17 protein-coding genes and 2 pseudogenes are annotated in these 26,488 nt (G+C 57.2%); 11 read left to right on the top strand and 8 right to left on the bottom strand.

Annotated elements, in window-relative coordinates; all coding sequences use genetic code 11:
• Positions 1–209 precede the first annotated feature (209 nt).
• From AC4LFW_RS11770 to AC4LFW_RS11760, 3 genes are read left to right on the top strand one after another with little or no spacing between them, the layout of a single operon-like run.
• The gene (locus AC4LFW_RS11770) at positions 210–1,466 is read left to right on the top strand and encodes an asparagine synthase-related protein (protein ID WP_491819216.1); all 1,257 of its coding nucleotides are present in this window, start codon (positions 210–212) and stop codon (positions 1,464–1,466) included.
• A complete protein-coding gene (locus AC4LFW_RS11765) occupies positions 1,448–2,128 on the top strand; it encodes a lasso peptide biosynthesis B2 protein (protein ID WP_128118890.1) in 681 nt (226 codons plus the stop codon). Before AC4LFW_RS11770 ends, AC4LFW_RS11765 begins: the two co-directional genes overlap by 19 nt.
• Positions 2,125–3,801, top strand: a complete 1,677-nt coding sequence (locus tag AC4LFW_RS11760; protein WP_128118891.1) for an ATP-binding cassette domain-containing protein — start codon at positions 2,125–2,127, stop codon at positions 3,799–3,801. The genes AC4LFW_RS11765 and AC4LFW_RS11760 overlap by 4 nt, the downstream gene beginning before the upstream one ends.
• A 17-nt stretch (positions 3,802–3,818) precedes the next feature.
• On the opposite strand, the gene AC4LFW_RS11755 is transcribed toward AC4LFW_RS11760, so the two are convergent.
• From AC4LFW_RS11755 to AC4LFW_RS11725, 7 genes and pseudogenes are all read right to left on the bottom strand, one after another.
• Complete coding sequence (locus AC4LFW_RS11755) at positions 3,819–4,544, bottom strand: LuxR family transcriptional regulator (RefSeq protein ID WP_128118892.1); 726 nt, start codon at positions 4,542–4,544, stop codon at positions 3,819–3,821.
• A 156-nt stretch (positions 4,545–4,700) separates the two neighbouring features.
• Positions 4,701–4,853, bottom strand: coding sequence for a hypothetical protein (locus AC4LFW_RS11750; RefSeq protein ID WP_241508954.1), 153 nt, complete (start codon positions 4,851–4,853; stop codon positions 4,701–4,703).
• A gap of 708 nt (positions 4,854–5,561) precedes the next feature.
• A pseudogene (locus tag AC4LFW_RS11745) lies at positions 5,562–6,993 on the bottom strand (IS1182 family transposase).
• A gap of 148 nt (positions 6,994–7,141) precedes the next feature.
• A complete protein-coding gene (locus AC4LFW_RS11740; protein ID WP_128118895.1) occupies positions 7,142–8,548 on the bottom strand; it encodes an FRG domain-containing protein in 1,407 nt (468 codons plus the stop codon).
• Between the two features lie 776 nt (positions 8,549–9,324).
• Positions 9,325–10,347 (bottom strand): serine/threonine-protein kinase, encoded by a 1,023-nt coding sequence (locus tag AC4LFW_RS11735; RefSeq protein WP_128118896.1) that lies wholly within the window; start codon positions 10,345–10,347, stop codon positions 9,325–9,327.
• Position 10,348: 1 nt separating this feature from the next.
• Positions 10,349–10,795, bottom strand: coding sequence for a hypothetical protein (locus AC4LFW_RS11730; protein WP_206606856.1), 447 nt, complete (start codon positions 10,793–10,795; stop codon positions 10,349–10,351).
• A 72-nt stretch (positions 10,796–10,867) separates the two neighbouring features.
• The gene (locus AC4LFW_RS11725; protein WP_128118897.1) at positions 10,868–11,458 is read right to left on the bottom strand and encodes a hypothetical protein; all 591 of its coding nucleotides are present in this window, start codon (positions 11,456–11,458) and stop codon (positions 10,868–10,870) included.
• A 285-nt stretch (positions 11,459–11,743) separates the two neighbouring features.
• Between AC4LFW_RS11725 and AC4LFW_RS11720 the strand changes: the two genes are divergently transcribed.
• The 4 genes from AC4LFW_RS11720 to AC4LFW_RS11705 all read left to right on the top strand — a co-directional run bounded on the left by AC4LFW_RS11720 (position 11,744) and on the right by AC4LFW_RS11705 (position 14,825).
• Positions 11,744–11,953, top strand: a complete 210-nt coding sequence (locus AC4LFW_RS11720; protein ID WP_128118898.1) for a hypothetical protein — start codon at positions 11,744–11,746, stop codon at positions 11,951–11,953.
• A gap of 131 nt (positions 11,954–12,084) precedes the next feature.
• Positions 12,085–13,299: a DNA cytosine methyltransferase gene (locus AC4LFW_RS11715; RefSeq protein WP_128118899.1), complete on the top strand. Its 1,215-nt coding sequence runs from the start codon at positions 12,085–12,087 to the stop codon at positions 13,297–13,299.
• Entirely contained in the window at positions 13,296–13,946 is a 651-nt protein-coding gene (locus AC4LFW_RS11710; RefSeq protein WP_128118900.1) for an Eco29kI family restriction endonuclease, read from the top strand. The genes AC4LFW_RS11715 and AC4LFW_RS11710 overlap by 4 nt, the downstream gene beginning before the upstream one ends.
• Before the next feature lie 111 nt (positions 13,947–14,057).
• Positions 14,058–14,825, top strand: a complete 768-nt coding sequence (locus AC4LFW_RS11705) for a GIY-YIG nuclease family protein (protein WP_128118901.1) — start codon at positions 14,058–14,060, stop codon at positions 14,823–14,825.
• A gap of 15 nt (positions 14,826–14,840) precedes the next feature.
• On the opposite strand, the pseudogene AC4LFW_RS11700 reads toward AC4LFW_RS11705, so the two are convergent.
• A pseudogene (locus tag AC4LFW_RS11700) lies at positions 14,841–15,188 on the bottom strand (transposase domain-containing protein); the annotation flags it as partial.
• Between the two features lie 427 nt (positions 15,189–15,615).
• Between AC4LFW_RS11700 and AC4LFW_RS11695 the strand changes: the two are divergent.
• The 4 genes from AC4LFW_RS11695 to AC4LFW_RS11680 all read left to right on the top strand — a co-directional run bounded on the left by AC4LFW_RS11695 (position 15,616) and on the right by AC4LFW_RS11680 (position 26,477).
• Positions 15,616–20,736, top strand: a complete 5,121-nt coding sequence (locus AC4LFW_RS11695; RefSeq protein ID WP_491819212.1) for a RecQ family ATP-dependent DNA helicase — start codon at positions 15,616–15,618, stop codon at positions 20,734–20,736.
• 639 nt (positions 20,737–21,375) lie between these two features.
• Positions 21,376–22,878 (top strand): CHASE2 domain-containing protein, encoded by a 1,503-nt coding sequence (locus tag AC4LFW_RS11690; RefSeq protein WP_168425190.1) that lies wholly within the window; start codon positions 21,376–21,378, stop codon positions 22,876–22,878.
• A gap of 364 nt (positions 22,879–23,242) precedes the next feature.
• The gene (locus tag AC4LFW_RS11685) at positions 23,243–24,709 is read left to right on the top strand and encodes a M48 family metalloprotease (protein ID WP_128118904.1); all 1,467 of its coding nucleotides are present in this window, start codon (positions 23,243–23,245) and stop codon (positions 24,707–24,709) included.
• Between the two features lie 715 nt (positions 24,710–25,424).
• Entirely contained in the window at positions 25,425–26,477 is a 1,053-nt protein-coding gene (locus AC4LFW_RS11680; RefSeq protein WP_128118905.1) for an asparaginase, read from the top strand.
• Positions 26,478–26,488: the final 11 nt, after the last annotated feature.

Raw genomic sequence — 26,488 nt, 5'->3', positions numbered from 1 at the left:
GCGGCCGGGCGCCGCCCAACCCTTTGGAACGGCGAATGAGCAAGGTATTCCAGAAGAACTGGCGTGTCGGTGCGGGTCCTTCCGACACTCACATCCTGCCCGGGCTTCGGCTCCAGACGGAGGGCGACAGCGCGGTCCTGTACAACTCGACAGCCGAGCAGACTTTCTACATCCAGCTGGAACCTTCCGGGTTCAGCCTGTGGAGCTGCTTGAAGCAGCTGCTCGATGGCACGCATCCAAGACTCAATGTTGAAGCGATCCGACATCATCTGCGTTTCGGCGAGACGGTGAATCATCGCTTGGTGTGGGCAGGTGTTCACCTCCTGCTTCCCGGCTCAAGGCTTACGCTAGGACCCGCTGGCGTCACCGGTCGCTACGCGCCCTGGACCCGGGGCGGTGAAGCGTATGACGAGTCGGTCATCGGGAATCCAGCCACAATACTTAGGGCTGCTTTGCCTTCTGAAGACCATCAGGTCGTCCTTGAGTTTTCAGGCGGGACCGACTCGACCGCGATCGCTTACGCACTCGCTGGCCGCGACAAGGTTCAGGCCATCACGTGGGTCGATCCGAATACCTTGGGCGCAAGCGATATCCAACATGCCAAGCACATCGCGCGCAAGCTTGGGCTGCCTCACCGTCTTGCGTCGATGGCGCCGGAGCACCTCTTCCGGCTTCCTGCCGGCACCTACTGGCCGGACAGGCCAAGCCTCTCGCTCTTTTCCCAGGATATCAACGACCGTTTGATCCGTGAGGCGGCGGGAGAGGGCGCCCCTACCGTCGTGCTTAACGGGCACGGAGGCGATCATATCTTTCTGGACCCGCCGAGCCCTGCGCCGGTTGTGGATCTGTTGGCGCGCGGTCGTGTCGCGGAGGCACTGCGCTATTACCGCACGCTCGTCACCTTTCACGGTCAGGGATTCCTGACCCCGCTGCGGTATCGCAAGCTGGGGCAGGGCATAGGCAAACCGGACTTTACCCTAACCCCCGGCAAGCGTCTTCACCGGCGAATGATTCAGCAGGCGTGTTACGAGAACAGCATCTGGAACAACTGCGGGTTGCCCTACAAGCTCATCCATCCGTTTACCCACCCGGCGATGCTGCGCTATGCGCTGTCCCACCCACCTCACGCCTACGTCGGGGAGCGACAGTCGCGGCTTCCCTTTCGTCAGGCGATGAACACCCACCATGGCACCGACGACTTCAGCCGCGTCAGCAAGGGTCATCTGACCGGCGTGTTCCAGCGGGCGATCCGCTTGCAACATGACGCGCTTGCAGGGCTTCTTGAACAAGGGACGGGGCAGGCGCTGGCCCTGTTTGCCGCTGGCGAGATGCTGATGTTGTTGAAGCGTGCAGCCTCTGGCTCAGAAGAGGTGAGCCCGGTCCTTCTCAACGCACTCTCGCTCGAGCTGTTTCTCCAGCACTGGGCCCGCATTCTTGGAGTATCCACATGGCAGACCGCTACCTGACGTTCGCCCCTCCAATCCTGCACGTGGTAGCTCACAACGAGCTGGTGCTACTCGATACCCGATCGAATCGTTTCATTCTGTACGACGCGGCCGCAACGGGTGAGATCATGCGTGGCATCAATGGCAACGCAACCGGCCCGCTTGTCCAGGAGCTCACGGCCGAAGGGGTGCTGGTTACCTCTCGGATCAAGACGTCGGTCAATCGTAGCGGCGCACCTGGTCTGGACGACTTTACGTGGAGTGAGTCGGTTCGCTACAAGGCGAGCCAGCACCTCGGGGAGCCCTCGCTCAAGCAGGTGGGCGGCGCCGTTCTGACCTTGGCGAAGACCTGTCTGCTGCTCAAATACCTCGACCTGTCACGGTTGCTTGCCGCTGACCGCAACGCCAGCATTCCCATGCGAAGGGTCGATAGAGGGATCATCGATGCCGAGATCAGTGCTTTGCTCCGTGCCGCGCGGTACCTCCCTTGCAAGGTGGCCTGTCTTGAGTTCTCCCTTGCGTTAAGAGAACGCCTTGCGCGCCATGGCCTCTTCGGCCGTGTGGAGATTGGCGTGCAGACGTACAGCTTCATGGCCCACGCCTGGCTCGAACTCAACGGCCAGCCTGTAGGCGAACCTGATCATGTCTCCCGATCGCTTCACCGGCTCAGGGGCTCCGCATGAAGACGGAACTCTCGCAGTACCGCCGCGCGTTGGCCCTGACCCGTACGTACTATCCAAAGGCCATTTCGCTCTTCGCCATCGGCACGCTGATCCTGTTGGCACTGGCGCTTTTGAACGCAACGGTGCCGGTTTTGTTGCGCGATGCCACCAATCGGCTCTCCGCTGGCGAGGTCTCCGGCGTGGTGCTTGCGACCGCAGCGGTATATGCGCTGTGCTGGACCGGCGCGCAGGTGCTGGAGTGGACTAAGAACATCATCTCGGCAGCTGTGCTGGTGCGCTGCGATGCCGCCTTCTACCGGGCCTTCTTTGATCACCTGCTCAAGGTGCCGTATGCGGACTTTCGTGCGATTGATCAGGGCGTGCTGGTCGCCGACGCGCAACGCTCCAAGAGTGCCTTCAGCGCTCTGACGGGCACGCTGTTTTGGATCGTGCTGCCCACGGTCGTCGAGCTGCTGTTTGTTTTTGCCGTGCTGGCCAAGCTGATCAATCCTCTGTTCGCGGTCTCGTTCATCTCGGCAATCATCGTCCTGGTGGGGCTATCGGTCCTTCTGTCTCGCAAGGCTAAGGGCATTCATCAGCGGATTATCGAATCGAACAACGGGGTGATGTCCCACTTCGTCGAGCGCATGCGCCTGGTTGAGGAAATCAAGCTCAACAATGCTCAGCCTCAGGAGCAGCTGGGCTTCGGTCGCAAGGTCCGCACCTTTATCGACAGCGTCACGGTCGGCAACCTCAGAATCGGGCTGCTGATGCTGCTTCAGGTGGCCCTCGTCGGCGCGCTGCTGCTGGCGTCGACCCTCTACGTCGTGGGGGAAGTGATCTCTGGTTCCTATACCGTTGGCGACTTCGTCATGATCAACGGCTACGTCATTCAGCTGACCTTCCAGCTCGCGCTGCTGGCAAGCGTGCTGATCGAGGTGCGCAACCACTTCGTCCAGCTGGACCGAGGCTTCGGATACCTGGACATGGCTGCTGAACGTACCGGTGAACTGTTGCCCGACACAGACCAGGACATCCTGTTCGAACTCCGGGACCTGTCCTACCGGACCGAGGACCGGGTCGTTCTCAGGGATATTAATCTCACGATCAGGCAGGGCCACACCTATGTGGTCACCGGTCCGTCCGGCGCGGGTAAGACCACGCTGCTGCGCCTGATGTGCGGACTCATTCAACCGCAGCAAGGTATCGTCAGGGCCTTTGGCGTCGAGGTCAATGCGCTTGACAGCAGGGCGCTGCTCGATGCCGTGTCGGTGGTTACCCAGCACCCACTCCTGGTCTCCGGTAGCGTGGCCGCCAACATCCGCTACGGGGCAAAACAGGACCTCACCGAGCCTGAGCTGGATCAGATCCTCACCGACCTGGGCCTTGATGCCTACGCGACCGGCAAGAACATGGCCGGCAAGCACGTAGGTTTTGAAGCCACTGCCGTCTCGGGCGGCGAAAAACAACGCATCGCCATCGCCCGGGCGCTTGCCCGCGGCACGCCAACGATCCTGCTGGACGAACCTACCTCGGCCCTGGATGCGGCCAGCGAGGAACAGACCATCGAGATGCTCAAAAAACGGGCCCGAACCCTGATCCTGATCACCCATCGTCCCTCGGTTGTCGCCAAGGCGGACTATGTCATCCACCTGAACGGCGACGGTTCGGCCTGCATGACGCCGCACGCCTGAAGAGACCACGACTGCGGCTAGATCAGACCCAGTGCTACGGCGGCGGCAACAGCTGCGGCAATGTTCACCGCATCAAGCTTGCACATGGCGTTCTCCTGATGAAAGCGCACCGTACGAGCACTGATGCCCAGAATGATCGCCGTGTCCTCCTGGCTCTTACCATGCGAGGCCCAGAGCAGGCACTCACGTTCACGCCGAGTGAGAGGCTCACTAATACCTCCGCCATGAAGTTGACCCACCCGCAGGTGCAGGGTGGTCGCCACGCCCGACAACAGGTAGGCGTCTCGAGCGCAGATCTCTCGCGCTCTTCGATTGGTCATGCTCTGGCTGATGTGAAGGGAGGAGAGCTGTTCACCCCGCACATGCGCTGGAATGGTCGCGCCGCGTGCCGTGTCGATGCCATGACCGCGTGCACAGGCCAAGAACGCCAGATCGCTCTCACACCCAGGCAAACCTGAGCTCAGCTCGGACCAGAGAAAGGGAAGGGGACAGCGGTGCAGCCGCTGCAGGAATGGATCGCTGCACTGATAGCCGTGAGATCGATACAAGGCCTGCCAGCGGCAATCGTAATTTGATACCAGCATCGGCGACCCACCCCAACGCACCGAACTGCCGGTGTTGATAAAAGCGTACTGATCGATATCGAGCCGGGAAAACAGCTCATCCAGTACCTGACGCACATCATCCAGCGTGCCTGCGTCACACAGCTCGGACATGGCACGGCTGATCAGTTTGAGCTCCATCACGACCCTCCCAGCTGACGCAGAAAAACGGTCAGCCCATGTTCAGCGCAATGGGAGACGCGCCCAAGGCGCACAGGCATGTCTTGGCGTACCTGCCCAACGAACCGAACATCGGATTGGAAACGGGCCGTCCAGAACGGACGGCCCGCGATTGACTCAGCCAGTGGCCGGGCCGGTAAGTGCTCGCCGATACAGCACGACCATTTCGTCGAGCAGCGCCTCGGCAGCGTATACGGTCATCTTCAGGCGCAGGTCTTGGGGATAGAACCCATCAGGTCCCGTAATCTGTTGCAGCAGATCCTTGACCATATCAGCACGTAGTTCGGCCTCAGCCAATACGGGCGGTCGGGTAGACACCGCCGCAAGTACAGAACGAGATGCAGACGATCTAGGGCGATGAGGGAAGGGGAGAAGCCTGGATTCGCAATCAGTCATGGGCACACCTCCGAAAAGGCGACACGAAACAGAGCTGATGAATCTAGGTGGGGCGCGGGCGTAAAAAGGATGTATCGCATGTTGCTGGTGCTCCTTGGACAGTTAAGGAGCCGCCATCCAGCCTTCTCACGAGCAAGGGTGGCGGACCGTGCATAGGGTGAGAACCGGCGTCCAAGGGAACCGGCCAGGCCGAAACCTGCCTCACACGGCCCGCCATAGCGTCGCTACAGCTCAGTGCAAACACTGGCTGTGCGCTACGGCGCAACCGCGCCTTGGACAAACACGCCGGGTTCTCACGCCCGGTCGCGGGACTTACCGCGACCGAGCCAGTCTAGCTCGAGGGATTAGAGAGGGCAAACAGACTGGAGCGAAGTGCAGAGTAGGTATCGCAGGTAAATGGTGATGGGCGGCTTCCGGCCCAGAGTGTGTAAAAACACTTTCGCAGCTTGGGTGCCGTAGCCGTAGCCCAGCGCTGCTGGGTGAGGCGATTGCCTAAGCATTTGCCACGATCAGCACCGGTAACGTTCCAGAGCGTTTATGAAGCGCTTTAGCGCCTCCTGGAGCCGTGAAAGGCGGGGCTTTTTATGCCGCCATCGCCTTCAACAAGCCTTCGGTTCCGATGATTTTTCATAACCCGCTTCATATTGTAGGCGAGCACATTTAGGCTCATCTCCGCGCTGACTCCGACGAGCCTACGAGTCAAGAAATGCGTCGAACCCATCCATTGTTTGAGCGTCCCGAAGGGATGCTCAACAGTCCGTTTATGAACCCGCATCATCTCTGGCGCTTGGTTCAGGCGGCGCTGCATTTCCTCCAGCACAGCCTCGTGTTCCCAGCGCCTCACTCGACGATTTTTGCTCGGTGTGCACTGCGTTTTTAGTGCGCAGCTCTGGCAATTCGAAGTCCAGTAGCAGTGCATGTTTAGACCTTTCTCGACGCTGGAGAAACGCCAAATCAGTGCCTCTCCAGCCGGGCAAATGTACTCATTTTTAGCGGCGTTAAAAACGAAGGCATCCTTATTGAAACGCCCATCCGCTTTAGCTCCAGAGGTCATCGGCTTAGGTACATAGGCGGTAATTTTTGCCTCATGACAGGCCAGGATTTCTTCGCTTTTGAAATAGCCCCGATCAGCCACCACGGATAGCGTTTTTGTAGCCATGGCTTCCCGAGCTTGACTCGCCATCGAGCTGAGTTGGTCTCGGTCTGAACCGCTATTCGTGACCTCATGAGCAACGATCAAATGATGTTGGGTGTCGACCGCCGTTTGCACGTTGTAGCCGACGATACCGTTGCCGCGCGTCATCATCGAACGGGCATCTGGATCGGTCAGTGACACCTGTTTATCTGGCGATTCGTTGAGCTGAGACTCGATTATCTGAAGCTCTTTCATCTGCGCTTTGAGCTTGGTGATTTTCTCTTCCAGGCACGCAGTGTCTGGTTCAGAAGAGCTAGGAATTCGCCGATCAGCCGCATCTAGCGAGGCCAAATAACGGTTGATGCTCGACTCGATTTCTTCCATGCGCCGCTTCAGCTTTGCACTGGTGAAATTGCGGTCACGGTTGTTAACTGCCTTGAATTTGCTGCCGTCGATGGCGACCAGGCTTTCGCTAAACAACCCCAGCTGCTGGCAGAGCAAAACGAACTGACGGCAGACGCCGCGAATGGCTTTGCTGTTGCTTTTTCGGAAGTTGGCGATGGTCTTGAAGTCGGGCATCAGCCGCCCGGTTAGCCACATCAGCTCGACGTTGCGTTGGGCTTCTCGCTCAAGACGTCGGCTCGACTGGATGCGGTTCAGATAGCCGTAGATATAGATCTTCAGCAGGATCGCAGGGTGGTACGCAGGTCGGCCGGTTTCGGCTGGAATGACGCCTTCAAAACCTAACGCGGCAAGGTCGAGTTCATCGACGAAGACATCGACCACGCGCACAGGATTGGTATCGCTGACGTAGTCGTCGAGGCTCTCGGGAAGCAAGGTGCTTTGATCTCGGTGTTCACCCTCGATAAACCGTTTCATGGGCTTCCCTTACGATGAAATTCTCAGAAATCATAGCAAGGGTTTGTACGAGCGTTTTTACACACTCTGGGCCAGAAGCGGACATTAGCGAGCAACTGCGTCTGACCCGAAGCAGACATCGCTCTCTACCTTGAATGTGGCCGTCGCATTAGATTTCTGGAGAGTTATTGGTCGCCGCAACAGCGTCTTGTTTGCAAGGACGCGGAAACTGATGCTTATCCCTCAAATGAACAGCAGTTTCTTGGATGCTCGGATAGACAGTTGTTGCATTGATGTTGATTCGGTCGAGCTGCTCTAGAATATGTGGTTTGTTTTGTATCGTGACTCGTGCGATTTCAATCCCATCCTGACCGGCATCAGGAAGCGCAGCCTCATGCCCAAACAGCAGAAATGCGCCGGACTGCGACTTGATGCGCGTATTAGTTCGTTTTGCCTTTACGCAGATAATAGACCTTACGTCGTCTGGGACAATCCGCCCCTCGAAAAAGCCTTTCTCCGACTTGATGTGGTGGAGCAGTTTCCCTACGACTTCAGTTCCATTAAATGTGTCCTTATCGAGGCCGAGATCGATGTCATTCTTCTGTTCATACGTGAGGTTGGAGAGATTTGAAAGGCAACTAACGGTGTCCGAGTCAAAGTATTTTACCAATTGCGAGTCGACTTTGAAGACGATGACCTCACCGTCGAGTCCCGATTGGTCCCTCTTGCCAGAGCAGGCGAAGAAGAGCGCCACCAAGGGATTGCTAGAGATGTCAAGCAGTCTCGTAGGTAAACCGTAATGCTGCATGCGCACAAGGCGGTCAAAACAGTATTGATCGCCCTGGAATTCATCGTAATGCGCAATTAACAGCTCCTTGCAGAGTCGGTCCTCGCTCGGCATAAACATCCAGTCACCATTGTCCCATTTGCGCAGCACTGACGGCGTCAGTTCATAACTGGCGTTACTATGGCCTCGGAAGAAAATTTCGCTCGCGTCTTTTCCCGGCGAGGCGTAGAGCAGTTGAAGAAAAGACTCCACGCTATCGGCCACACCCAGAATCTTTTTATCGCGAGGCGGAGGCTGGACCGTCGCATCTTCGGCGCGAGGCGCCTCAGGCGTGTCGATGAGATGAGCAAGGGCGGGCTTAAGATTGGCCAATCGGCGCAACACCATCTGCGCGTCGCCTTCGCGGACAGCCCAGTGAGTGCGATGGAGCTGGTATGGATCCGCGCTGAACACCATCCGGGCTGTCTCGATGTCGTCGAACTCGACCTCACCAAAATCGATCACAGTCTCGAATAGAGTGGAGACTTCTTTTCGCCCAGGCGTAGTTTGCGAAATTCGACCGTATTTGATGAGCATCGAGGCACCGTCTCTAGCTCGCTTGATCTCGCTACACAAAAAGGTCGGTAACTTTTCGAGAAAGGCGATTGCTGTGGCATCGAGGATTTCAAGCCGCTTTTCAACGTCGGTTGGCGTGTATTCGAACATGCGCCCCCGCCCCATCGAGATTTCATTACCGTTCCCTTCGAGATAATCTCGATTTCCGAAGGAAATGTAGTTGAAGCTCTGCACTATGTGTCCTTGTCCCGTTCTCTCTTGCGTTGCTCAACGTCATAGCACAGTTTTGCCAGTATTCAAATTACCAACAGGCCCAGGATGGTGGCCGCCCCGAGAGAGGCTGTGTCGGCGCTATAGCTCCCAGATTTCTATGTCTGCTATTGGCCGGTTTCTGCCCGTCACGAATGGCTGAACCGGCCAGAAACGGACTGTCACGCAGGTGATCAAACTACAATATTAAGGCTCGCAGCTAGCCACGATCCAGGGGTAATTGACTGCGACGCTCCTTGTCATTCACCCAGTGGTAGCGGTTGGGATCTTCTGCCAGCAAGGAAATCCTCATGGTTCCGCGCCTGCCTTGTCCAAATGAAGGAAGATGCCCGGTCGGTGTCAACGATGCGTTTGTGGGCACCGCGCTCCTCAGCTTTGGCGCACCAATCGTGCCCCTTCCGAAAGTTGCCTAGCTGCATACATATAGCGCCTAGCAAAGTGCATGACGGAAGTTCTCCGGCTGTGGCTCATGCCCATGCTTGCCGAGCTGAAGAGCTTCATTCCGCGCTTATGCTCTATTTGGATCAGAGCGGAGTGGCAGGGAGGAAATGAGGACGTGAAAAAGCCCGGCTTCGGCCGGGCTATACATTAGTCGGCCTTTATCCGACGCGTCACGTAGTGACCACTGATCTCAAACTCAAACCTATCTTTTGGTTTTGTCTCGAAATCCTTGGTTCTAGGGGGGGACGAGAGTGACTCTCGGGTTTTATAGGCTTTCTTGTCATTGCGTATAACACGCATCAGAATTTCCTCAGAAACCTCTTGATCGCAGCGGCCGTTAAGCCACCACATGACTCCTTTATCCTAGACCATTTACCTGCATGGGTCTTCTTTTGGGCGACGGACGTGCCAGTGCTATCGACCTCCAGCAGGTACTCGTGGGTTGGCGTCACCTTATGCCAACGACGGACGCCATCAACGTTCTCATACACCCAGTCGAGCGTATTGTCATCTATCTGGGCCAATTCGTTCGCGACCTCCAGTGCAGACTGATACCTCTGGGTGCGGTCGACCTTCAGGCACGTCTCTACGATCTTTTTCAGGCGTGATGGTATGTGCTCAAGGGATAGTCGCCGGGGGAAAGCTTCGGTCAGGATCGCAGCTCTGAATTCATCAAAAGAGCTAAAGGCGGCTATCTGAGCATTGAAGTCAGGTTCACCAATAATCAACCTATAAATAGTAAGCCCCAGTTGATAAATATCATACTGGCTAGTGAATTCAGAGTCCGTGAAAAACTCAGGAGCCATATGTTTGGTATACATCTGAGCAGGAGTCGCCGTGTAGTCTAACCCCATCGCTTTGGCGAGTCCAAAATCTGAAACCAAAGCCTCCATGCGGTCTGAAAGCAGGATGTTATCCGGTTTTATATCGAAATGGATCAGACCTTTTGAATGGATATTGTGAAGTCCAGAGCAGATATGAATAGAAAATCTAACAATCTCTCTAACAGTAAGGGACTTACTTTTAGCAAAGTCCTTCAAAGAGCCGTTCTTATAATAAGGCAGAGCTAGGTAAATGTTTTTCTCACATGCGCACGCATACTGAATTTGAACTACGTGTGCATGGGCAGCCCTGTACAGCAATCTGGACTCTGCGAAGAATGCTTCGCTATCTTCGAATGCATCCCGGGCCATTTCCTTAATTACTAGCTCGGCATCTAAATATTTGTCATGTGCGAGGTAGGCTTTGGAGTTTTTGCCATCTTGGCCAATCTCCTTGTGATACTCGAACTCAACTTGCGCGCGACTATAAATTCCGTACATATTAAGCCCCCATAGCACAGAGTGTCGCTTCGCGTTCAGTTTTAGACAATTCCTCCCAATTTTCAAAGCCTTCAAGGCTTGTATCTCCGTCAACCAGAGGTTTGAACTGGCTTCGCTCGATTCCAACCCTGGATGCAATACTTGAGATTTGGCCTACGTAATATTTTTTCACATTACTGCTCGCAAACGCCTCTTGAATGACGCCTTCGATCTGGACACGCTCAATCGAGATGCTCTGCGCCGTGGGTTCGATAACGCGGATGCCCGCCTCGGAAATCTCGTATTCCCGAAGCACATCAAGCAAATTCAGCCTGATATGTTTGAGTTGCTCAGGAACCCCTAGTGATTTGGGTATACTTATTTTTCCCAAATTCACCACAACACTCTGATCGGAGTCGAATACACAATAAACCACTTCAGTAGGTGACGCCCGCACTCCAATTTTCACAATTTGATTTCCTTTCAAATTTGTTCAAAAGATAATTTGTTCCAGCGCAAGCCGGCGAAGCTGGGCTTGTTCTCACCAGTCGTAATAATGCACACCGTTTTCTATTCGCGGCTGCTTTATATACCCATCTCCTTCTACGGAGGTGTCGCCTTGACCGCTGTATGCGCCACCAAATGCGCCGCGGACAATCAACTTACCGTTGTTGTTCATTGAACCTTGCAGCTTGCCGGACGGCTGTATCAGGACTTCTGAGCCCGGGCCAATATTTGTGGAACCCTGGCACTTTCCCGACACCTCAACCCTGCTGTTACCGGAAACGTTAGTAGATCCTTGCTGGGTGCCCACAACTAGAACCTCACCGCCGCTTTCTACGGAGAGAGATCCCTGAAGCGTGCCATTAATCACGAGTGTGCAGCCTATTACGGTGATGCTCCCCTGATGTCTACCCGATAGAATCTGGTTTGTCGTTAGGATCGTCCTAGGCACCCGCATTCCATCAATTATGTCGTATCCGGCCATGCGGTTCGCTCCATAAGGACAAAGTGCCATCAGCATAACGAACCAGAACCTTTTGTTCACCTCCTCCTGGCAGTAATCGACTGCGGGCTGCCATGGGTCGATTTCAACCGTTCCAACAGACCGCTCCTGGCCGAAAACAGCCATCGACACCGCTCCTTGCGTTAGCAATGAGCGCGCCATGGGTCGAGAAGGCCCGGCCGGCTCGATGCACAGCACGCCAGCGCGACCCGGCCCAGCCGGGTGACGCCATACTCTTTTGCTCTTTTGCTCTTTTGCTCTTCTGCTCTTTTGCTCTTTTGCTCGGCCGTTGAGCAACCCCACACCCGTCGGAAACCCGCACCCACCGCGATCCCGCGCACCTACCTAGACCGGGCATTTGCAGCTACAGTGCCAATAGCACCGTAGTCTGTTGCAAGGATCGCCGTCCGGATGGCTTCACCGTCTCAACCCAAAAGCCTGATCCTCGACCTCGAAGTCGCGCCCGGCAAAGCCGATAAGCCCGACCGAATCTTCATGGTCGGTGCCCTGCGCCCCAACAGCGGCACCGAACTCGAGCGCAAGGTCGACAAGGACCTGCCTGAGATCCGACGCCCTGGACAGCCTGGGGCAGGATGCGAGCTTCGTCCTCGGCTCCGCTAGCGGTCGTACTTCGCGTTGCGCTTCCCTTCGGTCACTCCGGCCATTCTTGTCAGACATTTCAGCGTGTTCGTGGCTTATCGCTTTGGTAAGATTCAACGCGTTTTTGCGAGTCGAATATCGAGGGCGGGGCAATGAGATCAGTGGAACTATTCGCCGGCGCGGGTGGCCTGGCAATGGGATGCGAGATCGCGGGCTTCGAACACCTTGCCGTGGTGGAATGGGACAAGTGGGCCTGTGACACCGTGAGAGAGAACAAACGGCGTGGATATCCGCTGCTCGCGAGCTGGAATCTTCATGAGGGGGATGTGCGTGAGTTCGATTGGGATTCCATTCCTAAGGACATCGAGCTCCTCTCGGGTGGCCCGCCCTGTCAGCCGTTCTCAATTGGCGGAAAGCACAGCGCCCAAGCGGACAAGCGCGACATGTTTCCAGCCACCGTCGAGGTCATACGTCGCCTAAGGCCAAAGGCGTTCATCGTTGAGAACGTCAAGGGCCTGACCCGCGCGACATTCGCCAATTACTTCCACTACATCCAGCTTCAGCTCGAATTTCCGGAACTCCCACCCATTGGCGACGAAGATTGGAGTGTGCATCTCAAGCGCTTGCAGGAAGAGCGGACCTCGGGCAAAAGCAAGGGAGCTGGGCTAACTTATAATGTTGTGCCCACGCTGGTTAATGCAGCCAACTACGGCGTTCCACAAAAGCGCGAGCGGGTATTCCTAGTTGGGTTCAGAGATGACCTCGGAGTGGAGTGGTCATTCCCTGAACCAACTCACAGTTACGAGGCGTTGCTTCACGATCAATGGGTCACCGGCGCCTACTGGGCGCGCCATGGTTTGTCGGTGCCGGAAGTGCCGACCAAGCTTGTAGGGCGTGTCGAAAAGCTCCGGACAGCAAAGGCTCCGTTGACGACGCTGCCATGGCGCACCGTCAGGGACGCCATACATGACTTGCCGGACCCAGAGTCGTCGTTGGCCATGACCGTGCCAAATCACCTGTTTCAGTTCGGCGCGCGCGTATATCCAGGCCACACGGGGAGCCCACTGGACCTGCCCGCCAAGACACTCAAAGCCGGGGACCATGGCGTTCCTGGCGGCGAAAACATGCTGGTTAGGCGCGACGGCAGCGTCCGCTACTTCACGGTGCGGGAGAGCGCGCGCATTCAAACCTTCCCGGATGGCTACAGATTTCATGGCAGTTGGACTGAGACGATGCGCCAGCTAGGCAACGCGGTGCCGGTGCTACTGGCCCAGCGGGTGGCCTCGAGTGTGGCTGAAAAACTTGCCATGGCGGAATTGAGCAAACTGAAAAAACAGGACATCTGTAGAGGAAGGGAAATCGCGTGACTGGAAAGGTAATTCCGTTTAATCCGCTGGATAAAAAGAATCTGGGCGCGAGCGTCGCCGAGGCGTTGTTGACAAAAGAGGTCCATCCGCTGGGTGATCTGCCGGCGTTCGAGGGAGCGGGCATTTATGCCATCTACTATTCGGGCGACTTCCCGGCGTACGCCCAGGTTTCCCGGCTGAACCGTGAAGGTAGGTTCATGCTGCCCATTTACGTAGGCAAGGCTGTTCCGCCAGGCGCACGGATGGGGGCAAATCTTGAGGTGCCGGCTGGGAAGGTGTTGCAGAAACGTCTGAAGGAGCATGCCGACAGCATTCGCGCCGCTGAAAACCTACACATCGAGGATTTTCATTGCCGCTTTCTTGTGGTGGACGATATCTGGATTCCGCTTGGCGAGTCACTGATTATTGCCCGCTTCACCCCGGTGTGGAATTCGCTTATTGACGGCTTCGGCAACCACAACCCCGGCAAGGGGCGACACGCTGGCATGCGCCCCCGATGGGACGTCTTGCATCCTGGACGAGAGTGGGCCATGCGTCTCGTGGAGCGTCCAGAGTCGCAAGAGCAGATCGCCCAGGATGCCGAAACTTACCTCCGAGTGTTGCCGGCATGCCTTTCAGGTCAATTTATCGAGGCTGAAGGCGAGTAACTCTACTATCTAAAAAGTCAGCCCTGCTTCTGAACGGCAGCGTCTCTGGTTCGACGCTACTGCAGGCGTGCGGCTTGCGGCGTGTGATTTGACTAAGGAAGTCGAAGAGACATGGAGTATTTCAAGGATCTGGAGTTTGATCTGCCTTCCGCACTGTTGGCGGAATTAGTCGGCTTGTTCGAGCAAATGACGCCGGGTCCACTCAATGAGGAAGCGGTTCTGGAGGTGCCGGAGCAGCAGGGGGTCTACCAGCTGTTTTTTGATGGCGATCTGGTCTACGTGGGGAAAACCGACGCGGACGCCGGTTTGAGGCAACGACTGCTGCGCCACGCGAAGAAAATCCGCTCTCGCCGGAATCTGCGTCAGAGCCAGGTTGGATTCAAGGCTGTTCGGGTCTACGTGTTTACCGCGATGGATCTCGAGGATTTGCTCATCAAGCATTACCGCAGCGACGGAGTTTCTCTAGCCTGGAATCTCAGCGGTTTCGGCTCTAACGATCCTGGGCGTAATAGAGACAAGTCCGTGGTTAAGGAGAGCCATTTCGACAGTATCTATCCCATCGACCTAGGTTTGGAGGCGCGTGTCGTTCAGCCTGAAGGTGACCGTAGTGTGGCCGAGGTGCTGAGACAATTAAAAGATCAATTGGCCTACACGGTCAGGTATCAAAATGCCGGCGGTCGTTCCAGACGGCCGCATACTGACCTGGTTGAAACGCAGGTCAGCCTGCGTTCGGAGGAGAGCAGTGTTTTGAATGTTCTTCGACAGGTTAAAACCGTGTTGGGCGAAGAGTGGCAAATCACGGCGCTGCCTGGTTATGTGATTATCTACAAAGAAAATGAGCGCTATATTCATGGCGAGGTCATTCAGGCTGGATGGTAGGGGCTCCCGTGAGAGCTTGCGGCAGCCGCATTCGCACGTCAGCTCGTGCTCGGGCAGCGCATGGATAACCTCGACGCGCGGCAGATTTGCCGGCAGCGGCTTGCGCTTGCCACGGCGCTTGACCGGGGCGACGATTTCTTCGGTCTCAGCTTCGGCTTCGTCCGCCTCAGCGGCAGGCGCTTCGACCAGTTCCTCGGCCTCGTTGAACATGGCCAACTGCGGCGAGTCAGCGTCTTCCGGGCTGCGCTCAGACTTGGGCGAGAACAGTTTATGGCGCAGCAGGGCGACCTGTTCCTGTAATTGCAGAATCAGGGCCTTGAGCAAGACGGGATCGTCGGGAAGGGAGTCAGCGCCAAATTTCATGGCACCGGATTATACCGGCTCAGGCCACGTAACGCGGCGTCAGAACTTGATGAGGACGATTGCGGCATAGGTCGATGCCGTCGAGCAGCCAGTTCAATTCGTCGACCGTCAACTCGATCGCTTCGTCACCGGCTTCGGGCTTGGTCTATGGAGCGCTTACGACCCTAGGGGCGAGACGGCGCTGGCCGGCTCGATGCGCAGCACGCCAGCGCGACCCGGCCCAGCCGGGTGACGCCATACTCTTTTGCACTTTTGCACTTTTGCACTTTTGCACTTTTGCACTTTTGCTCTTGCCGTTGAGCTACCCCACACCCGTCGGAAACCTCCCCAAGCACGCCTCACCGCGACCCTGCGCACCTACCTAGACCGGGCATTTGCCGCTACAGTGCAGTTAGCCCCGTAGTCTGTTGCAAGGATCGCCGTCCGGATGGCTTCACCGTCTCAACCCAAAAGCCTGATCTTCGATCTCGAAGTTGCTCCCGGCACAGCTGATAAGCCCGATCGAATCTTCATGGTCGGCGCCCTGCGCCCCGACACGGGAGCCGAACTGGAGCGCAAGGTCGAAAGAGACCTGCCTGACGTTCTCAACGCCTTGGGCGGTCTGGCGCAGGGAGCAAGCTTCGTCCTCGGCCACAACGTCATCGACCATGACATTCCAATCCTAAAACAACAGGCTCCACATCTGGCCCTGCATGGGCTCCCCGTGATCGACACTCTGCGTCTGTCGCCGTTGGCGTTTCCGCAGAATCCGTATCACCGCCTGGTCAAGGACTACAAACTCATTCGTGACAGCCTCAACTCGCCGCTGTCTGACTGCCGCTCCACACTCACCTTGTTTCAGGACCAGCGTCAGGCTTTTGCGCAACTGAACGATACCAATCAGGCCGAGCTCCTGTGCTACCAGACGCTGCTAGCTCCCACGCTCAGGAGCGACCTCGGCTCGTTCTTCGCCTCCCTCAGTGGCATCAGCCCCAAGCCGGTCACGGAGCTGCGTGGCCTGATCCCTCAGCTGCTCGTTGAAACCGACCCAACCCTGACCCGCAGCATGAAGGTCTGCAGCACGCGCCTTGAGCAGCTGCTGGAAGTGGACCTGCTGGACCAGACCCTGCACCTACCACTGGCCTATGCTTTGGCCTGGCTGCGTGTCTCTGGCGGCAACTCGGTGCTCGCGCCCTGGGTCAGGTATCAGTTTCCAGAGGTAGGTAGGCTCATCACTGAGCTGCGTGATTTGCCGTGCGGAAAAAGCAGCTGCGAGTATTGCTCAACAACTCATGATCCCCGCCACGAGCTCAAACGCTACTTCGGCTTTGATGACTTTCGCTACGAGCGCCCAGGCCAAAGTCTGCAGCACGACGTGGTCCTGGCGGGTATGCGCGACAAGCACGTGTTGGCCATTCTCGCCACCGGGGGCGGCAAATCCCTGTGCTACCAGCTCCCGGCTCTTAATCGCTTCCATCGCAACGGCAGCCTCACGATCATCATCTCGCCGCTGCAGTCGTTGATGAAGGATCAGGTTGACGGCTTGCTTGAGCGCAACGTGCAATGCGCCGCCACCCTCAACGGTCTTTTGACCATGCCCGAGCGGGCCGAGGTGCTGGAAAAGGTACAGATGGGCGATGTGGGTATCTTGCTAGTCTCGCCTGAGCAGTTTCGCAACAAGGCCTTTCGCCGGGCGATCAAACAACGTCAGATCGGCGCCTGGATCTTTGACGAGGCGCATTGCCTGTCCAAGTGGGGCAACGACTTCCGACCCGACTACCAGTACGTGTCGCGCTTTATCAGCGAGCACACCGGTGACGGTCCGCTGGCACCGATTGGCTGCTTTACCGCCACGGCCAAACCCGATGTGCTCGAAGATATCCAGCAGCATTTCAGAGAGCAGCTCAAGATTGAGTTCGAGACCTTTCTCGGCACCCACGAGCGCACCAACCTGAGCTTTGAGGTGCTGCCGTGCACCCGCGCCGAGAAGTGGGCCCGCACTCACCAACTGCTCGAGGATCATATCGGTCGTCAGGACGGTGGCTCGGTGGTCTTCGTCTCCAGCCGCAAGGGCGCCGAGGAACTGTCTGACTTTCTGATCGGACAGGGCTGGCCCTGCAAGCACTTTCATGCAGGCCTCGAACCCCACGAGAAAACCGACATTCAGGATGCGTTCAAGGCAGGCCAACTGCGGGTGATTGTCGCCACCAATGCCTTTGGCATGGGCGTGGACAAGGCCGATATTCGCCTGGTGGTGCATGCCGACATACCGGGCTCGCTGGAAAACTACCTTCAGGAAGCCGGGCGAGCAGGGCGCGACCAGGGTGACGCCCGCTGCGTGCTGCTCTATGACCTGCAGGACATCGAAACCCAGTTCGGCATGTGCGAACGCTCAAAGCTCGGCCTGCGTGATATTCAGCAGATTCTGCGCAAGCTACGCCGGGAAAGCGAACGCCGCAAAGGCGGCAAGCTCGTCATCACAGCTGGCGAAGTCTTGCTCGATGAGGAGGTCGAAACCAGCTTCAACGCCGATGACCGCGACGCCGAAACCAAAGTGGTCACTGCGGTAGCCTGGCTTGAGCGCGGCCAGTACCTCAAGCGTGAAGAAAACCAGACCCAGATCTTTCCAGCGACCTTGCGTCTGCCTCAGGCTGAAGCCGAACTACGGCTTGATAACGCCGACCTGCCCGCGCGCCGCCTGGAAGAGTTTCGGGCGATCTTGCGCTTCCTGTATGACGCCGGCTCCGATGAGCGCATTAACACCGATGCGCTGATGGCGTTGACTAGCCTCACCTCCGAGGAGGTCACGGCGACCCTCAAGCAGATGGAGGACATGGGGCTGCTGGAGAATGACTCCAAGCTGACCCTTTACCTGCGTCATGGGGTGTCGGGCGCGGCCACCCAGCGCTTAAAACACACCCTCGAACTGGAGGCTGGGTGGTTTGACACGCTGCGTGAGCAGGCCCCGGATGCCGAGAGCGGAGCCTGGCAAGACCTGAACCTGCCGCCATTGACTGCCGCGCTCAAAGAAATGACCGGGCAGGGCGAATTGATTCCGCTGCACGTGCTGCGCCTGTTACGCAGCCTCGCCCAGGACCATGACAGCGACAGCCAACAGAAGGGCACGCTGGAGCTGCGCCAGGTCAGCCGGGATTATCTGAAACTGCGTATCAAGGGAGGCCACACTTGGGCGAAGCTCCATAAGTTTGGCGAGAAGCGTCGCGCGCTGGCCGGTGTGCTGCTCGAGTATTTGATCAGCAAAATACCGCCGGGGCTGCGCGGCAAAGATTTGCTGGTGGAAACCACCTTTGGTGAGCTCGGGCGCGCCCTCGAGGCGGACCTGCAGCTGCCGCACCTGATTCCTCCCGAACAACGTCGTCGGGCTATCGAGCACGTACTGCTGTACCTGCACAAACAGGAAATCCTGACCCTCAATCACGGCATGACGGTGATGCGCCGTGCCATGACCATTGAGGTCAACCCGGAAAAACGCAGTGGCTTCTTGAAGGATGACTACACCAAGCTCGACGAGCACTACCGGGAAAAGCGCATCCAGGTGCATGTGATGCGCGAATACGCCGAGGTCGCGCTGGGCGAGATGGCTGCCGCGCTGAGCTTGGTGATGCATTACTTCAGCGACTCAAAGCAGGACTTCATCAAGCGCTATTTCGACGGGCGTGAAGAAGTGTTGAAGCTCGCCACCAGCGAGGAGTCTTGGAACACCATCATCGAAACCCTGAGCGCGCCGCAGCGCCTTGTGGTGACCGACGATGACGACATGAACCGGCTGGTGCTTGCCGGACCCGGTTCGGGCAAGACGCGGGTGATCGTGCATCGGATTGCTTACCTGCTGCGCGTGCGCCGGGTGCCGGCCAGCTGCATTGTAGCCCTGACCTTTAATCGCCACGCCGCCAACGAAATCAAGCAACGCTTGTTGCGCCTGGTAGGCGCCGATGCCTTCGGGGTCAACGTGATGACCTATCACCGAATGGCGATGCGGCTGACCGGCACCCGCTTCGCCCGGGGCGAGACGGTCGAGGAGGGCACGCTCAAACAGGTTCTCTCCGATGCGGTTGAACTGCTCGAGGGCAAACGCCAGGTCGAAGGCGAGGATGATCTGCGTGAGCAGCTCCTGCGTGGCTACCGATACATATTGGTGGACGAGTACCAGGACATCGATGAGCTCCAGTACCGGATGGTCAGTGCGTTGGCCGGGCGCAAGGCCGAAGAGGACGGCCGGCTATGCATCCTTGCGGTCGGGGACGACGACCAGAACATCTACCAGTGGCGGGAAACCAATAACCGCTACATCCTGCAGTTTCGTGAAGACTACGAAGCCACCACCAGCTACCTCATCGATAACTACCGCTCGACTCGTCACATCATTGAGGCCGCCAACAGCCTTATCGAGCGCAACCCCGATCGCTTGAAACATCGTCATCCTATTCAGATCAACGCATTACGCCGTGATCATCCGCGCGGCGGCGACTGGGAGGAGATCGATGCCGAACGGCGAGGTCAGGTCATTCGCCTCTTGATAACGGGTGATGAGCAAACGAGACCGAACCTCCAGGCGCAGGCCGCGGTAGCCGAGCTTCAACGCTTGTTGGATCTGGAAAATGGCGACTGGCTGGGGTGCGCTATCCTGGCTCGCCGGCACGAGTGCCTGTACCCGGTTCAGGCCTGGTGCGAGCAGAACGGGGTGTCCTATTGCCTGGCTGCGGATAAGGATTCAGCGCTCCCGCTCACAGGTCAACGGGGCTTTGTACAGGCGATCGAGCAACTGCGCTCTCAGGACAGGTCCCTCGATGCCAAAGGCCATTGGCGCGATCTCGAAAGTGCGTCGCTTGATCCTGAATGGCACGAGTTCTTCGAAACGGCGTTCGGCCAACTTCTTGCTGAGTTGGGTGAGTGTCAGCTCAGCGCCCAGGCGGTTATCGACTGGCTCTACGACTACGCCCGCGAGCTGCGCCAGCAGCCCAAACAGGGTTTGTATGTGGGCACTGTGCATTCGGCGAAAGGGCTGGAGTTCCGTCACGTGGTGCTGCTCGACGGTGGCTGGCCCACCGGCGCAGAGGTACTCAATGACGAACGCCGCCTGTACTACGTGGGCATGACCCGGGCTGAGCAGACACTGACCCTGTGTGAATTCTCCGATGGCAATCCGTTCAGCTGTCATCTGCCCGCAAATGTCCAAAGGCGTGAATACGTGGGTCGGTACCTTCCGGAGCTTAAGAAGCGCTACCTTCAGCTTTCACTCAAGGATATTGATCTCGACTACGCAGGGCGCCAGCCCCAACACGCACCAATCCATGCGGCGCTTGCGCAGCTTCAGATGGGAGACCCGTTGACGCTGGTCCCGAGTGAAGACCGGTACCTCATCCAAAACAGCCAGGGCCAAACCCTTGGCCGTACCTCCAAAACCTTCAAGCTCCCGCTCGAGGTTGAGCGATGCGAGGCGGCGGGCATTCTGGTCAGGCAATCGGCGCATTGCGAGGAGCAATATCGAGCTTGGCATAAGTGCGAGCGTTGGGAGTTGGTGGTGCCTAGAATCGTGGCATGCGGGTAAGCTCGGACGGAACCTCCAGCGCGCTTAATCACGCGGCCAGCGCGGATGCGGAGTTTGAACAATTGTTCAGTACGCCCAATTTGAGACGCTGCATCGTTGCCGCCAGGTAATCCGCATCGTCAGAAAAGACCTATTGCACTCATTGTTTTGCATCAGGTAGGCGTTGTCGGTCAGGTAGATGTCATCATCAACCAGTTCCACGAGCCCCGGGCCAGAGGTGCGGCCGGAAGCTTTATGGGCCGGCTAAATAACAGCTTATCTGTTTGGGTCAGGTGGATCTTCACGGACTTAGCCGCTTCGAGCTCGTGCAGTTGATGGCTGGATAATGCGCGGCCGTTGCGACAGCTTATGTTGTGGCTGAGCAAGTTCGCCTGGTGACGAAAACAGGAATAAAGCAACCGTGCGGGTCAGCAGGAGAGTGGCTACGGTTTGGCTACGCCGCAACGCTCCTCGCCAAAGTAGCGCAATCAGGGAACCGACCAATGGTTTGTGACATACGTCGTGCTTTTTCGCTGATGGCGTTATGATGCTATCCGATCAATAAGGACTTGCATGGGCTGGTTCGCTACATGCTTCGGATGGACAGGGATGCCGAGCGGGAATCACCAAGAGCCATGCCCGGACGTCGCGTCAGGGCAGATGAAAGGCATTGAAGACTACGCCCGACAGCTGGCGAAGCTGATACTCATGTGCAGGCGGCCACGCCAGTTGCTGCATCGAGTAGGCGTAAGCTTCGTGCGACGCTGGCAGTTAATGCTCGGCTACTTCGCAAGCTTTCGGGATGAACGTTTAAAGACAGTGCCGGGCAATCTGGTCGCCTGGGCAACTGTCTCTCGCATGTTTGTGATTTTCGTTGCGCTCATCATTCCCGCATGGCTGCTGGAGGTTGTCGATCCTTTCGGTCTTTCGGGCGCGGTGGAAAGGCATTCCCAACAGATTGTGCAGAAGATCGCTGCGCCTTTTTACCCAACAACTGCACAATCGCGGATTGCAGTAGTGCTTATCGACGAAGGCGCCTTGGCCGTACGCGGTGAGAGCTGGCCGCCCCGCTATCTGTATTACGAGGAGGTGGTTCGACGGATCGCTAAACAACGCCCCTCTGCCATCTTTCTCGACGTTCTTGTCGAAGACCGCCGCTCTTATGATTCGTCCCTCCCGCTAGCACAAAAGGCACTAGAGGAGACCCTTAAAGAAACGGGGGTTCCGCTATACCTAGCGGTCCTAGACGGCGGTGAGCGCAACCTGTTTGCAAAAGTCCCTGGAACTCACTTGGCAATGGCCGGTTGGAGTGGACATGGCGCCGACTATCCACTTCTCGTGGACGGCCCCCATCGCTTTGGTGCGATGCCGTCGGTGAGCGACAACCGATGTGGCGCCGATAGCCTGCCGACTGCGGCCTTCGCTCTGTATCGCCAACTCTGCGAGCGCGGCGAGAACAAGAGCTGTGGTGAAGCTTTAGCACAAGGTGACACCGGTACTTTCTGTGCGCCGATGGTTGTTCAATGGGGATACAACGTTGCGCCGCAGGTCCGCGCTCGGGACCTGCTCGCGGCAAGTCAGTGTGCGCCGTCTGAGGTAAGTCCCGGAACCCGACTCTTCGACTCCGCACGGATCCTGTGGTCAAGCTTACTTGCCAGCTTCGATAAAGAGTCCGAAGCCCAAGGCCGTCAGACATGCCCCTATACATTGACGGTGCGCGAAGAGGACCTGAGTAGCGCTAGAGTTCGCGGACTATTGAAAGACCGGGTGGTCTTGGTCGGAACGAGCCTTGCCGGGATCCATGACCTCGTAGCAAGCCCCGTTCATGGACAGTTGCCAGGTGTTTATCTGCATGCCATGGCGCTGGATAACTTACTGACCTGGGACGATCACTATTTCGCCCGGGCCGAAGGTACCCCCACGCTTCTAGTCCTCGGGCTGCTCTTGGCCTGGGTGTCTGCCGCTCTCATTCGTGCCAATCCTGCACGCCTGGATTTCCTATTGCACGCCTTCGCAGCGGTGCTTGTACTCGGCGTTAGTGCTTTTTTCTACCTGGTTTTGCATCGCCCTCCGCTTGACTGGCTTGGGCTTCTGCTCATTTTCGAACTTGCCCGGAGGATATTGGAAGCCTCTGCCAATCGGCGACAGCCGTCCGTAAATTAAGGAAGAACGCCATGATCCGATCTGTCATTTGTCTCGCCTTCACTGCTGGCTTGCCGCTGAGCTGCCTTGCCGATTCGCAAGTTACCGAAGCAAACGTCGACCCCGTTAGTGTGTACGAACGTCAAGCAGACGGGCTGTACGTTCGAACCGGCAAGCGTTCGGTCCAAGAGTTATCGTTACCGTTAGTGCTGCTCGAGCAAAGCCCTAGGGGCTACTTGAAGGTTTCACTTAAGGGGCAGGAACTTTGGCTCGACAGCATGGATGTCGAAGTATTCCCGCCGCCGAGTATCGGGAAAAGTGGCTGTGTGCCGACGCTTCAGGACTCCGTAGCGGCCGTCTCGCGTGGAGCTGGGGAGGGGTGCCCATGAAGCGGCTTGTTTGTGCGGCGCTGTCTCTGGCTGTAATAGGTGGCTGCGCGCAGGTTAGCGTGCCGAAATTGCCTATAGCCATGGCAGCCGATGACCCAACCATCACGCTATTGGACTCGCGTTTCCCTGGTACGGCAGCTAACAAGGAACAGGTGGGTCTGCAAACCACTGATAGCTTTTTGCTGCAGCATCGTGCGTTAGGCACAGCCGACAATCCGCGTATCGACGAGTACACAAACTCAATCCTAAAAAAACTGCAGCGCACGTTACCGGGAACCCCTGCTGCGGGACGGGTATACATCACGCCGAATACCGAGTTCAGCGCAGCGAGCTATGAGGACGGCGGGATTTATATCCCATACAAAGTGCTAGGTGCGCTCGAGAGCGAAGATGAGTTAGCCGCGTTAATCGCACACGAGTACGCGCATGTTCTTTTGAACCATCACAAGACTAACTGGCTTGATACCGCCTCCGGTTTTCTCTACAGCGCCGGTAAGCTGTACATCGGCCGGCGACAGGCTGATGCGGTAGAGAGCGATCTGCTGCGTATGCTTGCCATCAACGAGGCTGGGCTTGGACTGTCTCAGATCGGGCTTATTCCTGGTTTGACACGTTCTCAGGAAGACGAGGCTGACCGATTGGGCGCCGACCTCGTAATCCGGGCAGGGTACTCTTATATCGGCGCGCATAAATTGTTGAGCCGTATCAGGACTTGGGACGATATGACCAAGGCTCAACGCGAGGCGCGTAAAAAAGACTATTTCCAGCTGTTTAAGCCTAGCGACAATAGCGCACTAGCTAAGGCTATCGACGGCCAGGTAGACAAACTCGAACATGAGGCTGAGAAGCTTATCGGGAAGTGGAGCCGGCACCATGATTCGGGAGCAACTCGAATGGATGGACTGCGCAGGTATATCAAGCAGCATTACGCTGAAGTGGAGCGGCCGTCCCTTCGTGTTGACGCTTATAAACGGGTGGTGGCCGCCTCTGAGGCTCGTCGTTTCTTCGAAGGGTTAGACAAAGCTCATGTTTCCTCGCTTGCCCTAATGAAGCAGGACCGTAAAGACGCTTTGTCGCGTGCGCGTCAGGCTGGGCAAAGCCCTGCATCCAGTGCAGCTTTTGCGCGTCACGTACTGATCAATGCGTTGAGTGTGAACGGCCTCGGGCGCGATGCGGTCGTTGAACTCGAAAGCGTCGTTTCTGATGAGCGGGCGCTCTACAGCGACAACTTGCTCCTGGTGGAGGTGTTACGGGAGCGTGAGCCCGAAAGGGCACTGACACTCGCGCAGCGCAGCTACGATCGCTACGGTGAGCCGGTTGAACTCCTGCCTGACCTAATCACGCTTAACAAGCAGTTGAATCGTAATTGGATCGTTATGAAACTGTACGGCGTCTGCGCCGCCAGGGCGATGGCGGCTACCGATAACGCTCTGTTAGACAGCTGTAATAAAGCCAAAGGGTGAGTGGCTGATAGGCCATTCAAGCGTATCAACGGCGGGGCCACTGGTTGCTTTCGGCAAGCAGTTCTCAAAACCAGGCCCGCTGAGCGCCGAAAATTGTTGCGTTGGCGAGGCAGTTCTCATTCCGGCTGACGAACCATGGGGGCACCACCATTCGTATTGGCGAGGACTGGAAGCCGGGGCCACGATGCGCCACACCTTCGAAATGCTGCATGCCGAGGCAGCTGGCCTACCCTACAATAAATTCGAGCACAACCAGGCCCTGCGGCGCCTACACCATGGCCATATATGTTCTCAGTCGAGTTCAAGCATCAGAACGTGAGCGCCGTACGGCACTTGGCATGCCAAGCCCCGGGGCAATTGCCAATTACTGCTGCGGAAATTCGTACAAGCGTATTTCCTGAATTGCCAGCAAGCGGTTAACGTCCTGGGAGAAGTGAAACCTACCTGGCGGTGCTTGTCTCGGTGCCTAAGCATGAAACACTCCGCAAGCTGGCCGAGCAGAAGCGCAATGGGCACTTAGTTCTAACAGCAGCGCTTGCCCGCTTCTGTTCAACCACAGCGGCGACCTGAGCCAGCACTTATACTTCCAGCCGACCGACTACCGAGCCAGTTTCCGGGGCATCGTGGGGTAGTGGCCTGCTGGCAGAGCCACAACCAAACAGAAGATCGCTTGTCAGTTTCCTTACCCCCATAAGAATGATGGTAAGGAACTGACATGAGAAAGAGCTCATTTTTGATCGCCGGGCTCTGCGCAGCCCTGCTTGGTAACGCCTACGCGCAGGAAAAGCCCACGGTTCAGTTGATTGCGACTGGCGGAACGATTGCCATGAAGATCGACCCGGTCAAAAAGGCGCCCGTGCCTGCCATTTCGGGTGATGACTTGCTCGCGACGGTGCCGGAGGTAGGGGAATACGCAAAGATTGAAGTCGACAACCTGTCGAATGTGCCTTCGGACTACATGGATCCGCCGCGCTGGATCGAACTCACCAAAGCGGTCAACGCTGCGCTGCAGCGCTCAGAGGTGTCTGGCGTAATCGTCTCGCACGGCACCGATACCCTCGAAGAAACCGCATTCTGGCTTGACCTGACCGTTGAATCCGACAAGCCGGTCGTTGTTATCGGAGCGCAGCGCAACGCATCGTCTTCTGACTTCGACGGCCCGCGCAACCTGCTCAATGCAGTGCGTATAGCTGTCGATGAGCAGGCGAAGGGCAAAGGGGTTCTGCTGGCCATGAACAACCAGATCAATGCGGCGCGCCATGTGACCAAGACCCACACAGCGAATGTAGAAACCTTTCAATCCGGTGACTACGGCTTTCTGGGAGAGGTCTATCCCGATCGTGTGATATTTGCGAGGGAGCCGCTGCGCCGACAGCACATCGAAATCCAGACCGATGAGATGCCAAAAGTAGAAATTGTTGCCATGTACGGCGGGGCCGATGGCAGCCTGCTGCGCAGCGCTGTCGACCAGGGCGCGAAAGGAATAGTAGTGCAAGCCCTGGGCATGGGAAACATGAATCAGCCGATGTTCGAGGCCGTTAAGTACGCCCTGGAAAAGCAGGTGCCCGTCGTGATCTCGACGCGTGTTTATAACGGTCGCGTCATGGCCAACTACGGTTTCGAAGGCGGTGGCAAAACGACTGCGGATGCGGGCGCTGTCATGGCCGGGAATCTCAGCCCACAAAAGGCGCGCATTCTTCTCATGCTGCTTTTGCAAAGCGGGACGTCGGGGCAAGAAGACCTGCAGGCAGCATTTGACGCCATGTGACACCAGGCACG

It is taken from the genome of Stutzerimonas sp. C6.4V (assembly GCF_058536345.1).
The sequence above is the reverse complement of the archived record's forward strand: the minus strand, read 5'-3'. Positions and strand labels throughout refer to the sequence as shown.

Bases quoted from the DNA above. Each gene is read 5' to 3' on its own strand.
- AC4LFW_RS11685 (WP_128118904.1), top strand. From the start codon at position 23,243: ATGAAGCGGCTTGTTTGTGCGGCGCTGTCTCTGGCTGTAATAGGTGGC.
- AC4LFW_RS11765 (WP_128118890.1), top strand. From the start codon at position 1,448: ATGGCAGACCGCTACCTGACGTTCGCCCCTCCAATCCTGCACGTGGTA.
- AC4LFW_RS11725 (WP_128118897.1), bottom strand. From the start codon at position 11,458: ATGGCTGTTTTCGGCCAGGAGCGGTCTGTTGGAACGGTTGAAATCGAC.
- AC4LFW_RS11695 (WP_491819212.1), top strand. From the start codon at position 15,616: ATGGCTTCACCGTCTCAACCCAAAAGCCTGATCTTCGATCTCGAAGTT.
- AC4LFW_RS11720 (WP_128118898.1), top strand. From the start codon at position 11,744: ATGGCTTCACCGTCTCAACCCAAAAGCCTGATCCTCGACCTCGAAGTC.
- AC4LFW_RS11680 (WP_128118905.1), top strand. From the start codon at position 25,425: ATGAGAAAGAGCTCATTTTTGATCGCCGGGCTCTGCGCAGCCCTGCTT.
- AC4LFW_RS11735 (WP_128118896.1), bottom strand. From the start codon at position 10,347: ATGTACGGAATTTATAGTCGCGCGCAAGTTGAGTTCGAGTATCACAAG.
- AC4LFW_RS11715 (WP_128118899.1), top strand. From the start codon at position 12,085: ATGAGATCAGTGGAACTATTCGCCGGCGCGGGTGGCCTGGCAATGGGA.
- AC4LFW_RS11750 (WP_241508954.1), bottom strand. From the start codon at position 4,853: ATGGTCAAGGATCTGCTGCAACAGATTACGGGACCTGATGGGTTCTAT.
- AC4LFW_RS11755 (WP_128118892.1), bottom strand. From the start codon at position 4,544: ATGGAGCTCAAACTGATCAGCCGTGCCATGTCCGAGCTGTGTGACGCA.
- AC4LFW_RS11760 (WP_128118891.1), top strand. From the start codon at position 2,125: ATGAAGACGGAACTCTCGCAGTACCGCCGCGCGTTGGCCCTGACCCGT.
- AC4LFW_RS11690 (WP_168425190.1), top strand. From the start codon at position 21,376: ATGAAAGGCATTGAAGACTACGCCCGACAGCTGGCGAAGCTGATACTC.
- AC4LFW_RS11705 (WP_128118901.1), top strand. From the start codon at position 14,058: ATGGAGTATTTCAAGGATCTGGAGTTTGATCTGCCTTCCGCACTGTTG.